Genomic DNA, 16,130 nt, shown 5'->3' on the forward strand with positions numbered 1-16,130 from the left:
AAGCTTTAAGGTTTGATAATATAGCTAGAGTGTCTAAAATTAATATAACGGAAAGGAGATTTCTATGAAGTCACTATGGAAACAAATAAAGCCTTTTTGGCCTCTTGTTTTATTTATTATTATGTTTCAAATCGTTCAATCTTACACGACTTTACTTTTACCCGATTATACTTCTAAATTAATCGACGTAGGAATTCAAGATAAAGGATTTGAATATGCGGTTCCTTTTAAGATAAGTCAAGATGATTATGAACAAATAATAATGTATGCAACACCAGAAGAAAGACAGTTATTTGAAGAACATTACGAATTAAACCAACAAACTTATCAACTAAAAGAAGGCGTTCAATCAGACCCAGCTCAACTGGAATCGCTGAGTCGTTCTTTAACAGATTTATTTGCGCTGTTTGGTGCGTTAAATGAAGGACAAAAAGTGATTGAAGAAAAAATGCAACATGAGGGGATGAACGCTCAAGATCTTGCGACTCTTTCTCCTGAAGCTGTTCGTACCACGCTGAATGATGAATTAAACAAACTAGGTCCAAATGTGAAACATAGTGTGGCAATTCATTATATTCAACGCTTATATGAAAGGACCGGTGGCTCACTGGATGACTACCAAATGAGCTATCTATTAAGTGAAGGAAAGAAAATGGGTGTTTTATCCTTCATTTCTTTAGCAGCTGCTTTATGTGCTCACTATATTTCAGCAAAAGTAGGAGCGAAAGTAGGGCGAATTTTACGCCGTGACACCTTCAAAAAAGTCTTGAGTTTTTCTCAAGAAGACACCAATGAATTTTCAACCGCTTCTTTAATTACGCGAAGCACTAACGATATTCAACAAATTCAAATGGTTGTGACTCTTCTTTTACGAATGACGATGTATGCACCCATTTTAGCTGCTGGTGCAGTCATGCATGTTTTAAAAACAAATGTACAAATGTCATGGATCATTGCTTTAGCCGTCGGGATTGTAGTCGCTATTGTTAGCGGATTATTGTATTTAACAATGCCTAAATTCAAGCTCCTTCAACAACAAGTGGATGAAGTAAACTTACAAGCTCGAGAAGTGTTAACGGGACTAGAAGTGATTCGTGCTTTTGGTCGTCAAAATTATGCAGAACGACAATTTGACCAAGCCAACACCCAGTTGCGTGACACTTATTTATTTACTAACCGTTTAATGTCACTCATGATGCCATTAATGATGGTTGTGATGAACGGAATATCTGTTTTAATTGTCTGGACTTCTGCGGGGTTAATTGCCGAAGGTCAAATGCAAGTCGGAGCGATGACTGCTTTTATTAACTACACCATTCAAATTATCTTTGCCTTTTTAATGGTCAGTATGATGGCGGTTATTTTACCTCGTGCGTTAGTATCTGCAGATCGGGTTCAAGAAGTACTGGATAAGCCACTTTCGATCAAAAATCCCGAAAATCCAGTGGAATTAACGGACCCTAAAGGTGTCGTTGAATTTAATTCCGTTGATTTTGCTTATCCAAAAGCGAAAGAAAATACTTTGACCAACTTGAACTTTAAAGCAGAACCCGGTAAAACTACAGCTATTATTGGTAGTACAGGAAGTGGAAAATCGACATTAGTCAACTTAATGCTTCGTTTTTATGACGTCACGTCAGGCAGCATCACCATTGATGGTGTTGATATTCGTGATATGGATCTTCATCACTTAAGAGATTTAATTGGTTTAGTGACTCAAAAAGCCACTTTGTTTTCTGGAACCATTGCTAGCAATATTAAATATGGAGCTGAAGATATTAGTCAACAGGCTATGGAAAAAGCTGCTGAAATTGCTCACGCTAGCGAATTTATTGAAGACAAAAGTGGAGGGTATGATTCACATATCGCTCAAGGTGGAGGTAACGTCTCCGGAGGTCAAAAACAACGCTTATCCATTGCCCGAGCGATTGCTAAAGATCCACTCATTTACATTTTTGATGATAGTTTCTCAGCCTTAGACTATTCAACAGACGCTTCGTTACGTCAAGCATTGAATGAAAATGTTCAAGATGCAACGGTGTTTATCGTAGCTCAACGTATTAGTACGATTATTAACGCTGAACAAATTATTGTACTGGATCACGGCGAAATTGCTGGGATTGGCGATCATAGCGAATTGATGAAAACGAGCCGTGTTTACCGTGAAATTGCGACTTCTCAATTGTCGGAAAATGAATTAGATCGCCATACAAAAGGCGGATATCGCCCTGAAGACTATGAAACTTTTACGAAAGGAGGCCATGATTAAAATGAGTGAAGAAAAACAAACCTCTCATCCTGAAAGACGTAGTCAAAAACCTAAAAACTTTGGACGAAGCATCAGTCGTCTTCTAAAAGAGTTAATGAACTACCCTAAAAGTTTACTGGCTGTTTTTATTACTGCCATCTTGTCAACGATTTTTAATATCGTTGGACCTAAACAGTTAGGACGAGCCACCACAGCTTTGTTTGAAGGAGTCATGGCTAAAATTCAAGGAACGGGAAATATTGATTTTAATCGTATTGGGCGTATTTTACTCATTGTTCTAGCACTGTATGTTATTAGTGCGGTCTTTGGAATGATCCAAGGTTGGATTATGAGTACGATGACTCAACGAATTACTTATTCCCTTCGTCAACGTTTAATTGCTAAAATTGATCGTTTGCCAATGGCCTACTTTGAATCACGTCCTTACGGGGAAGTTCTTTCTCGGATAACGAACGATATCGACACATTAGGTAACGGATTAAACCAAAGCATTACTACCGTCATCACTTCTGTTTTAACGATGATTGGAATTTTATTTATGATGTTTACGATCAGTCCTTTAATGGTAGGTGTGTCGTTACTGATTATTCCTTTAAGCCTTCTATTAGTCAGCACTTTAATGAAAATGTCGCAAAAGTACTTTAGAGCGCAACAACAAGGTTTAGGTATTATTAACGGACAAGTTGAAGAAATTTATTCCGGTCAACAAGTAGTCCAAGCGTATAATCAAGAAGAAGCGACGTTAGAACAGTTTGAAATAGAAAATGCCAGCTTAGAAGAGTCGGCAATGAAATCGCAATTCTTTTCTGGCGCGATGTATCCAGTGATGAACTTTGTTTCTAACTTAGGATATGTCGGCGTTGTAGTTACCGGAGCATATTTGGCAATTCAAGGGGCCATTTCGGTAGGGGATATTCAAGCCTTTACTCAATATGTACGCCGTTTCACTCAACCCATTACACAAATGGCTCAAGTGGTCACTCAACTGCAATCAATGGCTGCCGCTGGCGAGCGTGTCTATGAGTTTCTTGATGAAGAAGAAATTGAAGAAACAGCTGAGTGCGTTCTAGACGTTTCGCAAGTCGAAGGGCATGTAACCTTCGATCACGTTCAATTTGGTTATGAGCCAGGACAAGTGATTATTAGCGACTTTAGTCAAGAAGTGAAACCAGGGCAAAAAATTGCTTTAGTCGGTCCAACGGGAGCGGGTAAATCAACGATGGTTAAATTATTGATGCGCTTTTATGACGTCAATCAAGGAGCTATTTATTTGGATGATGTTAACATTCAAGATTATACAAGACAAAGTTACCGACAAGCCATTGCGATGGTACTGCAAGACACATGGTTATTTAAAGGAACCATTCGTGAAAACATTCGTTACGGTCGCTTAGATGCTACCGACGAAGAAGTCGAAGAAGCAGCGAAAAATGCCCGTGTACATCGCTACATTATGCAGTTGCCTAATGGGTATGACTTTGAGTTAAACGATGAAGCGACGAACATTTCCCAAGGACAAAAGCAATTGATTACTATTGCGCGAGCGCTTCTTTCCAATCGTCCGATTTTAATTTTAGATGAAGCAACTAGTTCTGTTGATACGAGAACAGAAATACTCATTCAAGAAGCGATGGATGAGTTGATGAAAGGGCGAACGAGTTTTGTTATTGCCCACCGCCTATCAACGATTCGCGATGCCGATGTGATTTTATATATGGAACAAGGTGATATTGTTGAAAAAGGATCCCATGAAGAATTGATGAAATTAAATGAGAAATATGCTAAACTTTATAATAGTCAATTCATTTAGAACTCATTACTTACATAGGGAAGGATGTTAACCATGACTCAACCAAAAGATCTTGACTGGGCCAACATTGGCTTTGGTTACCGTGATACCGGTAAAACTTACCAAGCCTTTTATAAAGACGGTCAATGGGAACCAGGAAAAGTTGTTGAAAGTTCAGAAATTACTCTATCAGTTGCTGCAAATGTGTTTCATTACGGTCAAGCAATTTTCGAAGGATTAAAAGCTTATCGTTGGAAAGATGGCTCTATTCATTTATTTAGACCGGAATTAAATGCCCAACGTTTTACAGAGTCAGCTGAACGTTTATTAATGGTGCCATTTCCAGAAGATGAATTTGTTAAAGCAGTTCACGAAGTGGTTAAAGCTAATGCAGAGTGGGTTCCTCCTTATGGAACGAATGCCACGTTATATATTCGTCCTTTCCTAATTGGAACGGGTGCGAGTGTAGGGCTGTCACCGTCTGAAGAGTATTTCTTTGGAATTTACGTTACTCCGGTAGGGGCTTATTTTAAAGGGGGCATGGAACCAACGAAGTTTTATGTAACCGAATATGATCGAGCAGCGCCCCATGGAACAGGCGCCGCTAAAACAGCTGCTAACTATGCTGCTAGTTTAATTGCAGGCCAGGAAGCAAAAGCTAAAGGATATTCAGATGCACTCTACTTAGATGCGGCCACACATACGAAGATTGAAGAAGCAGGTGCAGCCAACTTTTTTGGTATTACAAAAGATAAACAATTTGTTACCCCTAAGTCTCCTTCAATTTTACCAAGTATTACGAAACGTTCGCTTCTTTATTTAGCAGAACATCATTTAAATTTAGATGTCATTGAAACAGATATCTTCATTGATGAAGCCGATCAACTGGTTGAAGCTGGAGCGATGGGAACGGCCGCAGTGATTTCACCAATTAGTCAAATTCAATACGGTGATCGAACAATCGATTACGGTCCAAACGTTGGTCCGATTACTAAAGAGTTGTACGACGAACTTACAGGCATTCAATTTGGTGAACGTCCTGCCCCTGAAGGATGGGTCCCAGAAGTTAAATAATTAAATAAAATTTTCAAAACTGATCAAGAAAAGAAACGTCTTGGTCAGTTTTTTTGTTATAATGAATGTTCATTACAAAGTGAAGGGGGCGGCACAGTATTTATCGACTAAGTAAATTGATCAGATTTCTATTGAAATTAAGTTTTATTATTGCTTCAATAGGGCTTTTCCTTATCGCCTCGATTAACGGATTTATTATTGCTAAAGAAACCCCAAACATTACCACCTCTTCAACTATTCAATACACCTCTTACGCAAAAGATGACGTACCGATTATTGTCTTGGGAGCAGGAGTGGTTAACAATGATTATCCTTCTCAAATATTAAAAAATCGCTTAGATAAAGCATTTGCACTCCATCAGCACTTTCCTCAAAAGCCACTCATTATGAGTGGGGATCACTTAGAAGATAACTATAATGAAGTGTATGTGATGAAAGAATATTTAATGGAAAAAGGAGTACCTACCGAACAAATTTATTTAGATCACGCTGGTTATTCTACCTATGAATCAATGTATCGGCTGAAAAATATTATTGGCGTATCTAAAGCGATCGTTGTAACACAAAGAAATCATTTGTATCGTTCCCTTCTTCTGTGCGATCATTTTAAGATCGATAGTATTGGCGTAGCGGCTCCTTCTTTAGATGTATTTGATGGTTCATTATGGGGACGTGAAATTTTAGCGCGAGTTAAAGAATTTGGAGTCGTTTATTTAAACTATCACACTCCTTCTCCCGAGACGAGATACCAAATAAATTTAAATATGTCAGGTGAAGAGACAGATTTAAAAAAAGAATTATTTCCACAATAACCCAATGATAGAAAGGATCGAAATGATGGGACCCACATTACCAACTGACTGGCAACAATTACTGCAGCCTTTTTTTGACAGTCCAACTTATCAAAAGTTAAGACAATTTCTAGCGACGGAATATAAAGAAGAAGTCATTTATCCAGTTCCTGAAGATGTTTTTAAAGCGTTGCAACTAACCCCTTACAATAAAGTAAAAGTAGTTATCTTAGGACAAGATCCTTATCACGGTGAAGGGCAAGCAAATGGACTAGCCTTTTCAGTCCAACCTCAAGCGCCTTTGCCTCCTTCTTTACGCAATATTTATAAAGAACTGGAAGCGAATTTACAACAACCTGCTCCGCCCAATGGTGATTTAACTTTTTGGGCTGAACAAGGTGTTCTTTTATTAAATACTGTCTTAACGGTGCGCCATAAAGCCGCCTTTTCCCACCGGGGTCAAGGTTGGGAAGAATTAACGGATTATATTATCCAACGCCTTAACGAGCGGGATGAGCCTATTGTGTTTATTTTATGGGGGAATGCATCGATTGCCAAAAGAAAATATATCGATGAAGCAAAACATGCTGTCATTACTTCATCCCATCCTAGTCCTTTAGCTGCTCATCGTGGCTTTTTTGGTTCCAAGCCCTTTAGTCAAGCGAACAACTATTTAAAACAGTGGCACCAACAGCCAATTCATTGGAGTAAAAAATAATTACAAATTGGGACTATTAATTTGCGATTAAAAAGTGTATAATAAACTTATATCTTTTTCACAATAAAAGATAAATAAGGAAGGTTAAAAGGAGGACGACAAATAATGAAACAGTGGAATCAGGTGAAGGTATTGTTTGCGTTCTTTTTTGCGCCCCAAGGCGCAAATTAACTAAACCCCTATATTTATAATACCGTCAAGTCACTTTATTATGAAAGACACACTATTGGAGGAAAAGAAATGAAAACAACTAAATTATTAACAAAAATGATGACTTTACTTGCTTTAGCTTTAATGATAGTCCCGACGTTAGCGAGTGCCCAAGAGCCAATTAAAGTAGGCATTTTACAGTATGTTGAGCACGAATCACTCAATGCGACCCGTGAAGGGTTCATTGATGGACTTAAGGAAGCAGGCTATGTTGATGGCGATAAGATCAAGATTCAATATGAAAACGCAGCAGGTGATAATGGAACCCTCACGTCAATGGGTGAGAAAATTGCGAGTGCGAATGACTACTTGTTCGCCATTGCGACCCCTGCCGCTCAAAGTTTAGCAAATATCACTAAAGAGGTACCTATTTATTTTTCTGCCGTGACAGATCCTGTGGATGCTGGCTTAGTTAAATCACTAGAAAAACCTGAAACAAATGTCAGTGGAACTGTGGATGCAGGACCGTTAAAAGAACAGATCGAATTAATGTTATCAATTAAGCCAGACATTAAAACAATCGGTTTGTTATACAACTCCGGTGAAGCTAACTCTGTAGGTGAAGTTGAACGAGCTAAAAAAATACTAGAAGAACAAAACTTAGCTTATCAAGAAGTATCAGTGACTTCTACGAATGATATTAGTCAAGCTTTAGCAACCTTACTAAACAAAGTCGATGCCTTATTCTTAGTAACGGATAATACTGTAGCAAGTGCTATGAGTTACGTAGGAGATATGGCCGCTGAAAACGATATCCCTGTTATTGGTGGATCAAAAGATATGACCTTAGTCAATGGGCTGGCTACTTATGGTTTAGACTATTATGCTTTAGGCAAGCAAACTGCTGACATGCTTGTTCGCCAAATTGAAAATGGAGAAGCGATTAAAGAAATGCCCGTAGAAGCTGCGAAGGATTTAGAATTAGTGATCAACGAAGAGATGGCTAAACGTCTAAATATTGACCCAAGTTCTATTCAAGCACCAAAATAATCAGATGATAGAAATGTGTGAAGGTTAAACTTTTACACATTTCTTTTTAATTTTTGTTGACATTTTATTTTGTTAAAGGTAGAATACAATCAATCAATATTAAAGGAGAGAACTGCAATGAGATTCCAACTTATTTCTTTAAATACATATTACTACAGCTACGACTAGATAATGTTTGTATCCAACATAGATACAAACAGGTTTTGTATCTATGAGGAGCTGTAAATTGTAATGCTCACATAGATTAGATAAAGGATTAAATCTAAGTGGGCAATAAAGAAATAGTTGAGGAAGCCTTTCGTGCATTTTCTGAACATGTTTTTGGGAACCTACTGGATTTGATCTAGTAGGTTTTTTTATATTGCCAAAATAAGGAGAAAGAAAATGAAACGATTATTAAAATTTATCAGTGTATGTCTATTAATTATGACTAGTTTTATGCAATGTCTTCCATCAACTAAAGCGGCTGAAGAAATAAAGATCGGAATTTTACAATTTGTTGAACATGATGCATTTGATGCGACGGTTAGAGGATTAAAAGAGAGAATGGAAACTTCAGAATTTAAAGACCAAATTAAGTGGGACATTCAAAACGCCCAAGGAGATAACGCGAGCTTACAATCCATCAGTGAACGAATCGCTCGGGATAATGATCTGTTAATCGCCATCGGAACTGCCGCTGGTCAAGCTTTAGCTCATGTAGAATCTCAAAAACCCGTCTTCTTTGCGGCCGTTACGGCACCTGTTGAAGCAGGTCTTGTTAAAAGTTTAGATCGTCCTGAGACGAACTTTACAGGAACCAGTAACTTAGCTCCAATTGATAAACAAGTCGAACTATTAGTCAATAGTTTTCCTGACATTAAAACTGTTGGTATTTTATACGACTCTAGTGCGGTAAACTCAGTTGTTCAAGTAGAGATCGCTAAAAAAGAATTAGAAAATAAAGGAATTAAAGTCGAAGAACAAACTGTGACGTCAACAAATGATGTCCATCAGGCGATGAGTGCGGTAGCACGTAAAGTAGATGGTTTATTTATGGTCACAGACAACACCATTGATAGCGCGATTCAGTTAGTAAAAGACATCGCTTTAGAAAACAAGTTACCAATGATCGGAACATCAAAAGAAGTCATTGAAAAGCACGGATTGGCTACGATGTCTAATTCATACGAAGATTACGGAAGACAAACAGCCGATATGATTATTCGCATGTTAGAAGACGACCTTAACGTTAGTCAAATGCCTGTGGAAATGGGTAAAGATTTCGAGCTTGTTGTAAATGAAGAAAATGCTAAAAAATTAGGCATTGACCCAAAAACAATTAGCTTACCAAATTAATAAAAACAGATGAAAAAATGCTGAAATTCAATAAATAAATACATTTTTATTTAATAATCATTGACAAAGTGTTTCTAAAAGATTATGATGTAGTTAACAAATTTTTAAAGGAGAGAATTTTGATGAGATCAGTACTTATTTCTTCAAACACATATTACTACAGCTACTTTTAGAGAGTGTTTGTATCCTAAATAGATACAAACATGGTTTGTATCTATGAGGAGCTGTTAGTTTGAGATGCTCGCATAGATTCGCTAGACGATTAAATCTAAGTGGGCATAAAGAAATAAGTCAATAAATCTTTTTCAAGAATTTTCTGAACTTATCTTAAAAGGGCCTATTAGATTTAATCTAGTAGGCCCTTTTTTAATAGTCATAAATAACCAACCATAAAGGAGAAAGAAAATGAAGAAGAAATTAATGGCATTTATAAGTTTTATTTTACTGTTTAGTTCAATCATGGCGACTTTACCTCTTTCTACAAAGGCACAAGAGGATGTTATTAAGTTAGGTGTATTACAATTTGTCGAACACGACGCACTGGACGCGACTTTTAAAGGCTTTAAAGAAACAATGGACGCCTCTTCTTATAAAGATAAAATCCAATGGGATGTTCAAAATGCGAGTGGAGATACTGCTAACTTACAATCTTTTAGTGAGCGTCTAGCAAGAGACAATGACATTTTGTTTGCGATCGCTACTCCAGCCGCTCAATCATTGGCACTTATTGAATCAACTAAGCCGATCTTTTTTGCCGCTGTTACGGATCCAGTAGAAGCTGGTTTAGCTAAAAGTATGGAAAAACCAGAAATGAACTTAACTGGAACAAGTGATATGGCGCCGATCGATGAACAAGTGGAATTACTTGTTCGTAACTTCCCAGAGATTGAAACCGTCGGTATTTTATACAACTCAAGTGAAGTTAACTCCGTAATTCAAGCTGAAATGGCGACAAAAGCTTTAGAAGAAAAAGGTCTTAAAGTCGAAGAACAAACGGTAACATCAACAAACGACATTCATCAAGCAATGAGCGCTTTAGCTCGTAAAGTAGAGGGAATGTTTATGGTAACAGACAACACGATCGATAGCGCCATTCAATTAGTAGGTGAGGTTGCTTTAGAAAACAACTTGCCAATGATCGGAAGTTCTAAAGAAGTCATCGAAAAGGGCGGTTTAGCAACGATTTCAAGTTCATACGAAGACTACGGTCGTCAAACGGCTGAAATGGTGATTCGTATGTTAGACGAAGACTTAGACGTTAAGGAAATGTCAGTGGAATTAGCTAAACACTTTGACGTTATTGTTAATAAAGATTTTGCTGAACAACTAGGTATTGATCCTGAATCAATCAAATAAGTAAGAAAGAGAGAATAAGATGATAGATATTTTAATTTCGAGTGTAACCCAAGGGGCTGTGTGGGCCGTTATGGCGATTGGTGTTTACATTACATTTCGTTTACTAGATATTCCTGACTTAACTGCTGAGGGGACTTTTCCCCTCGGAGCAGCTATTGCCGCTGTGTTAATGTCTCAAGGTGTATCTCCCGTTTTAGCTACTTTAGCAGCAACTGCTGGGGGAGCCTTAGGTGGTTTAGTCGCAGGACTGATTCACACAAAAATGTACATCCCACCTTTATTAACAGGTATTCTAGTTTTAACAGGACTTTACTCTATTAACCTACACGTTATGGAGGGACGTCCGAATATTACTTTACTCAATGTAGATACCATTTACACACCGATTCAAGAAACATTTAATTTAACAAAAAATATGGCTGTTTTAGTCGTCTCGTTCATCGTTTTAGCAATTGTTATTTCGTTATTAGTGCTGTTTTTACATACAGAAATTGGACTTGCTTTACGTTCAACCGGTGATAATACGGAAATGAGTGAAGCGAATGGAATTAATACGAACAGTATGAAGACATTAGGTTACATGATTGGTAATGGTTTAATTGCTTTATCTGGGGCAATGATTGCTCAAAAAGACGGTTATAGCGACATTCAAATGGGAATTGGAACCATTGTTATTGGTTTAGCGTCCGTTATTATCGCTGAAGTTATTTTAAAAGATTTAACTATCGGGCGTCGTTTAACAACGATTATTTTAGGAAGTATCATTTATCGTTTAATTATTGATTTAATTTTAAATCAGCCAATTATTCCAATTCAAACGACGGACTTAAAACTATTCTCAGCGATTTTATTAGCTTTAATTTTGTACTTCCCAGAATTCCAAGCCCGTCGCAATAGTCGCCGTCAACTTGCAAAAGCAAATCAAGGAGGCCAATAAAATGTCTCAAGTACAATTAAATAATGTAAATAAAACGTTTGGTATCGGAACCGTCAATGAAAACCACGTTCTTAAAGATTTAAATTTAACCATTAATAATGGAGACTTTATTACTGTGATTGGTGGAAACGGTGCTGGAAAGTCGACTACATTAAACGCAATTGCCGGAGCTTTCCCAATTGATACAGGTTCTATTACCATTGCTGGAGAAGACGTGACCCGTTGGTCGGCAGCTAAACGTGCCAAGTTAATAGGTCACGTTTTCCAAGATCCGCGAATGGGAACAGCGACCCGATTAACGATCGAAGAAAATATGGCCGTCGCCAATCGTCGCGGACTGTCTAGAGGATTACGTCGCGGGGTAAGCTCAGAGGATCGCGAGTTAATGCAAAAACGTTTAGCGACTTTAGGACTAGGTTTAGAAGATCGTTTAACGATGGAAGTGGGCTTTTTATCTGGTGGGCAACGTCAAGCTTTAACACTATTAATGGCAACATTAAGACGTCCTGAGTTATTGCTTTTAGACGAACATACCGCTGCTTTAGACCCAAAAACAAGTGAGATGGTATTAAATCTGACCGACGATATTGTCCGTGAAGAAAATTTAACGACTTTAATGATTACTCACAATATGGAAGACGCTTTAAAATATGGTAACCGCATCATTATGCTTCACCAAGGACAAGTGATGTTAGATTTAGCGGGCGAGGACAAAAAAGATCTAACCGTTCCGGCTTTACTAGAGCTGTTTAAACAACAAAGTGGTGAAGCGTTAACCTCTGATTCAATCCTACTGAGTTAAGGGAACTTTCCCTTGATAAACAAATAAAGATTCGTTATACTACAACAAGCAATAAGGACTTTTAAAGTGATCCTGTGAGGTCACTAAAGGACTTGTATCCAGTTTGTAGTTGCGACTGCATTCAAAGCCCTTGTTGACTATTCAAAGAGGGCTTTTTGTGTACCCAAAAATAGTACACTTAAGGCTCAAAAGGAGCTTTTTAAATGGAAAATGAATCACGTGTGACACTGTTGTATGATGTGCAAGATAAACCACCCGTCATGGAAGGGCTGCTATTAAGCTTTCAACATGTTTTTGCGATGTTTGGAGCAACAATTTTAGTTCCGTTAATTTTAGGTTTATCCGTTTCCACAGCACTATTAGCTAGTGGCTTAGGAACACTTTGCTACTTAACGATTACTCGCTTTCAAGTCCCGGTTTATTTAGGGTCATCTTTTGCTTATATTACCGCTATGGCTTATACCATTAAGGCAATGGATGGTGACTTAAGTGGGGCTCAAACCGGAATTATGCTCGTCGGCTTTATTTATATTTTGGCCTCCTTACTTATCAGTAAAATTGGAGTGGGTTGGATTGAAACCTTACTCCCGCCAATTGTTATCGGTCCGATGATTATTGTTATTGGCTTAGGATTAGCCGGAACCGCCGTTGAGAATGCAGGGTTTATTCATGAAGGTGATTGGCGCCAAATGGTCGTTGCGTTAATTACATTTATGGTTAGTGTCACGATCCACACCCGCGGAAAAGGATTTATTCAAGTGATTCCCTTTTTAATTGCGATGATTGTTGGTTATATTGCTGCGATCTTTTTTGGTTTAGTTGATTTTACGCCTATTAGAGAAACAGCCTGGCTTAAACTACCGGACTTTAGTTTGCCTTTTGCCCATTCTTATGTGACAGGTAAGCCTTATCATTTTTATTTTGGTCCGGAAGCATTATCTATTATGCCAATTGCTCTCGTAACGATTGCCGAACATATTGGAGATCACATGGTATTAGGAGAGATTACAGGGCATTCATACATTAAGAAACCGGGATTACATCGTACATTGTTAGGAGACGGTGTTGCGACTTTATTATCTGCCTTTATTGGTGGACCTGCTAACACAACTTACGGCGAGAATACCGGCGTGATTGGATTGACTCGAATCGCTAGTGTGTCTGTGATTCGAAACGCGGCTTTCATTGCGATTGCATTAAGTTTCTTTGGTAAATTTACGGCTTTAATCGCGACCATTCCAGCAGCCGTTTTAGGTGGAATGTCTATTTTACTTTACGGAATTATCGCAAGTAACGGGTTAAAAGTCTTAATTCGTGCGCGAGTAGACTTTAATCATTCCCGTAATTTAGTTATTGCCAGCGCTATGTTAGTGTTAGGGCTTGGGAATGCTGTTGTTGAAGTTGGAAGTTTAGTCATTTCTGGAACAGCTTTAGCTGCTTTAGCAGGAATTATTCTTAATTTAATTTTACCTCCCGTTCAAACAGATAATTTAGAAGGATAAGTTAAGAGGCGTTTAGTTAACAAAATGGGAATTATTCGTGGTATTCTAGGAGTAAACAACTAGAAAAGGTGACATGATGAAAGATGTAATCAACAGTTCGAAGGCTCCTGAAGCCCTTGGCCCTTACGTTCACGGACAAGTTCTCAACGGAACCGCTTATTTATCTGGCCAGTTAGGTGTTGACCCCAAAACAGGAGAACTTAAAGAAGGAATTGAAGCGCAGACGAAACAAGCTTTTAAAAATATCGAATACGTACTGGAAAGTTATGGAGCTTGTTTAGACGACATTGTAAAAGTATTGATTATTATTACCGATATCGATAACTTTGGCGCTGTCAACGATGTGTATAAGACCTTATTCCAAGAACCTTATCCAGCACGTTCTATGTTTGCTGCTAAAGATTTACCCAAAGGAGCTATGCTTGAAGTAGAAGTTATAGCGGATGTTTCTAATGTGAAATAGACCGAACAATCGGTCTATTTTTATTTTAAGCAAAAAAGAAGACGTAATAATAAATAAGCGTTAAAATATAAGACATATCTATTATTTTTAAGTATTAATAGAAAGGACGTTATTATGATACGATCAAACTTTTTCACCCATTTTATCCAAATAAGCAATTATGTTTCATTAATTACATTAGGGTTATTTATTGTAGCGTTATTTCTTTTGCGCTTTTTAAAAAGTAAAGGTTGGTCTTTCTCTCGCCGTATTATGACGGCTCTAGGACTAGGACTTATTTTAGGGTTTGGAGTTGATTATTTTGGTCAGTTGAGCGGATCAATTTATACTGAATATGCTCAACCAGAAATTTCTGCTTGGCTTCAACTCGTAGGATATGGCTTTTTAAGACTTCTTCAGCTCTTAGCTGTGCCGGTTGTCTTTTTATCTATTATTGAAGTATTATCAGATAATCAGGCTTCTAACTTAAAGTTGTTAACGAAAAAAGCCTTTGTTGTTTTACTAGGAACGACTGCTATCTCAGCGATCGTTGGGATTTTAACAGTTAACTTATTAAATATTGATGCGAGTGTGCTCGCAGGAACGATTGATCCTAGTCGATTAGAACGCATGCAAGCGGTAAGTGAACAAGGGATTCCTCAATTTATTTTAGAAATGGTTCCTTCTAATATTTTAGGAGTCATGTCTACCAATAGCGGCATTGTTTCTGTTGTTATTATTGCGATGATGTTTGCTGCTTCGATTCGTTTCTTAAAGCAACGTAAACCTGAAGAGATTCAGCCTATTTTAGACTTTTTTACAAGTGCTAAAGTGTTAATTTCTAGTGTATTGACCAATGTGATTAAAGTGATGCCCTATGGTGTAGTTGCTTTAGTGGCTAATACGATTATTACCAATGGTATTTCAGCTATCACTGGCTTTATTGGATTTATCGTTGGCTTATATGTAGCCGTAGCGGTCATGTTAATCGTCTACGTTGTTATTTTACTTGGTTTAGGACTTAATCCTGTTCAATTTTACAAAAAGTCATTAAGTACAATGTTATTTGCCTTTTCTAGTCGTTCGAGCGTGGGAACATTACCTTATACTTTGGAAACGTTAAAAGAAGACTTAGGAGTGTCTGCTTCGACAGCCGACTTTGTTGCGACGATGGGAACAACCATTGGAATGAATGGATGTGCCGGAATTTTCCCTGCGATGTTAGGGACTTTGTTAGCTAAAGCGACTGGAACGCCATTAGATTTTGGTTTTTATGCTTTACTAGTGGTTGTTGTTACGTTAGGTTCGATTGGGATTGTCGGTGTACCAGGAACAGCAACGGTAGCCGCCACAGTGACATTGAACGGAATCGGCTTAGGATCACTCGTTGGTGAAATTGGTGCAGTTTTTGGCATCGATCCATTAGTCGATATGGGACGAACTATGTTAAACGTAACAGGTTCTATGGTTTCAGCCATTGCTGTGGACAAGTGGGAAGGTCATTTTGATCAATCTGCCTATGATGCATCAATGCGTAATCAAACCGATCACTAAAAATAAAGACAGTTATTCATTAAATGAATGGCTGTCTTTTTTAATTTCTCGATTGTCAATTTAAGTTAGAAATTTCTACACTATATTATGAGTGATTGAACTTGGTGACATACTTGTGCTAACCACCTTAAACAACTCCCTTCATCAAGCTCCTGGCTGGTCAAGAGGAAAAGCGCTAGCGACTCTTGAGGAGTCAGGTGCTTGATGAAACCATATTTCTTAAGTGGTTGGCATAATATCCAGATGTTTGATCCAAAAGATGGGCCAAGAAAACCTCCAGGGGAGTGTAGTAGTTAAGAGATTTACGTGGAATGATATTTCGCTTGAAGGTTACTTCCTTAAGAAAGTCTTCATCTAC

13 protein-coding genes are annotated in these 16,130 nt (G+C 37.9%); all 13 read left to right on the forward strand.

The window, feature by feature from the left end; genetic code table 11:
• Nucleotides 1–64: 64 nt before the first annotated feature.
• Nucleotides 65–2,269, forward strand: a complete 2,205-nt coding sequence (locus BLR79_RS00390) for an ABC transporter ATP-binding protein (protein ID WP_092083768.1) — start codon at nt 65–67, stop codon at nt 2,267–2,269.
• A gap of 1 nt (nt 2,270) precedes the next feature.
• Nucleotides 2,271–4,079: an ABC transporter ATP-binding protein gene (locus BLR79_RS00395; RefSeq protein ID WP_200778851.1), complete on the forward strand. Its 1,809-nt coding sequence runs from the start codon at nt 2,271–2,273 to the stop codon at nt 4,077–4,079.
• A gap of 33 nt (nt 4,080–4,112) precedes the next feature.
• Nucleotides 4,113–5,132: a branched-chain amino acid aminotransferase gene (locus tag BLR79_RS00400; RefSeq protein ID WP_092083772.1), complete on the forward strand. Its 1,020-nt coding sequence runs from the start codon at nt 4,113–4,115 to the stop codon at nt 5,130–5,132.
• 131 nt (nt 5,133–5,263) lie between these two features.
• Nucleotides 5,264–5,944, forward strand: coding sequence for a SanA/YdcF family protein (locus BLR79_RS00405; protein ID WP_159427547.1), 681 nt, complete (start codon nt 5,264–5,266; stop codon nt 5,942–5,944).
• Nucleotides 5,945–5,969: 25 nt separating this feature from the next.
• Nucleotides 5,970–6,641, forward strand: a complete 672-nt coding sequence (locus tag BLR79_RS00410; RefSeq protein ID WP_092083776.1) for a uracil-DNA glycosylase — start codon at nt 5,970–5,972, stop codon at nt 6,639–6,641.
• 240 nt (nt 6,642–6,881) lie between these two features.
• Nucleotides 6,882–7,841 (forward strand): ABC transporter substrate-binding protein, encoded by a 960-nt coding sequence (locus BLR79_RS00415; RefSeq protein WP_092083778.1) that lies wholly within the window; start codon nt 6,882–6,884, stop codon nt 7,839–7,841.
• Between the two features lie 384 nt (nt 7,842–8,225).
• On the forward strand, nt 8,226–9,179 hold the full coding sequence (locus BLR79_RS00420) for an ABC transporter substrate-binding protein (protein ID WP_092083780.1): 954 nt from the start codon (nt 8,226–8,228) through the stop codon (nt 9,177–9,179).
• Between the two features lie 405 nt (nt 9,180–9,584).
• Nucleotides 9,585–10,535 carry an ABC transporter substrate-binding protein gene (locus tag BLR79_RS00425; protein ID WP_092083781.1) on the forward strand — a complete coding sequence of 317 codons (951 nt, stop codon included), beginning with the start codon at nt 9,585–9,587 and terminating at the stop codon, nt 10,533–10,535.
• A 22-nt stretch (nt 10,536–10,557) separates the two neighbouring features.
• A complete protein-coding gene (locus tag BLR79_RS00430) occupies nt 10,558–11,472 on the forward strand; it encodes an ABC transporter permease (RefSeq protein ID WP_092083786.1) in 915 nt (304 codons plus the stop codon).
• Nucleotide 11,473: 1 nt separating this feature from the next.
• Nucleotides 11,474–12,274, forward strand: a complete 801-nt coding sequence (locus tag BLR79_RS00435) for an ABC transporter ATP-binding protein (RefSeq protein ID WP_092083782.1) — start codon at nt 11,474–11,476, stop codon at nt 12,272–12,274.
• A 203-nt stretch (nt 12,275–12,477) separates the two neighbouring features.
• Nucleotides 12,478–13,776 carry a uracil-xanthine permease family protein gene (locus tag BLR79_RS00440; RefSeq protein ID WP_092083783.1) on the forward strand — a complete coding sequence of 433 codons (1,299 nt, stop codon included), beginning with the start codon at nt 12,478–12,480 and terminating at the stop codon, nt 13,774–13,776.
• A 76-nt stretch (nt 13,777–13,852) separates the two neighbouring features.
• On the forward strand, nt 13,853–14,239 hold the full coding sequence (locus tag BLR79_RS00445) for a RidA family protein (protein WP_092083784.1): 387 nt from the start codon (nt 13,853–13,855) through the stop codon (nt 14,237–14,239).
• Between the two features lie 114 nt (nt 14,240–14,353).
• The gene (locus BLR79_RS00450; RefSeq protein WP_092083785.1) at nt 14,354–15,772 is read left to right on the forward strand and encodes a cation:dicarboxylate symporter family transporter; all 1,419 of its coding nucleotides are present in this window, start codon (nt 14,354–14,356) and stop codon (nt 15,770–15,772) included.
• Nucleotides 15,773–16,130: the final 358 nt, after the last annotated feature.

The sequence above is a fragment of the Dolosicoccus paucivorans genome (assembly GCF_900100125.1).
Lineage (GTDB): Bacteria > Bacillota > Bacilli > Lactobacillales > Aerococcaceae > Dolosicoccus > Dolosicoccus paucivorans.

Excerpts from the sequence above, each read along its gene's own strand:
- BLR79_RS00395 (WP_200778851.1), top strand. The coding sequence starts at position 2,271 with ATGAGTGAAGAAAAACAAACCTCTCATCCTGAAAGACGTAGTCAAAAA.
- BLR79_RS00390 (WP_092083768.1), top strand. The coding sequence starts at position 65 with ATGAAGTCACTATGGAAACAAATAAAGCCTTTTTGGCCTCTTGTTTTA.
- BLR79_RS00440 (WP_092083783.1), top strand. The coding sequence starts at position 12,478 with ATGGAAAATGAATCACGTGTGACACTGTTGTATGATGTGCAAGATAAA.
- BLR79_RS00425 (WP_092083781.1), top strand. The coding sequence starts at position 9,585 with ATGAAGAAGAAATTAATGGCATTTATAAGTTTTATTTTACTGTTTAGT.
- BLR79_RS00420 (WP_092083780.1), top strand. The coding sequence starts at position 8,226 with ATGAAACGATTATTAAAATTTATCAGTGTATGTCTATTAATTATGACT.
- BLR79_RS00445 (WP_092083784.1), top strand. The coding sequence starts at position 13,853 with ATGAAAGATGTAATCAACAGTTCGAAGGCTCCTGAAGCCCTTGGCCCT.
- BLR79_RS00400 (WP_092083772.1), top strand. The coding sequence starts at position 4,113 with ATGACTCAACCAAAAGATCTTGACTGGGCCAACATTGGCTTTGGTTAC.
- BLR79_RS00415 (WP_092083778.1), top strand. The coding sequence starts at position 6,882 with ATGAAAACAACTAAATTATTAACAAAAATGATGACTTTACTTGCTTTA.
- BLR79_RS00450 (WP_092083785.1), top strand. The coding sequence starts at position 14,354 with ATGATACGATCAAACTTTTTCACCCATTTTATCCAAATAAGCAATTAT.
- BLR79_RS00435 (WP_092083782.1), top strand. The coding sequence starts at position 11,474 with ATGTCTCAAGTACAATTAAATAATGTAAATAAAACGTTTGGTATCGGA.
- BLR79_RS00410 (WP_092083776.1), top strand. The coding sequence starts at position 5,970 with ATGGGACCCACATTACCAACTGACTGGCAACAATTACTGCAGCCTTTT.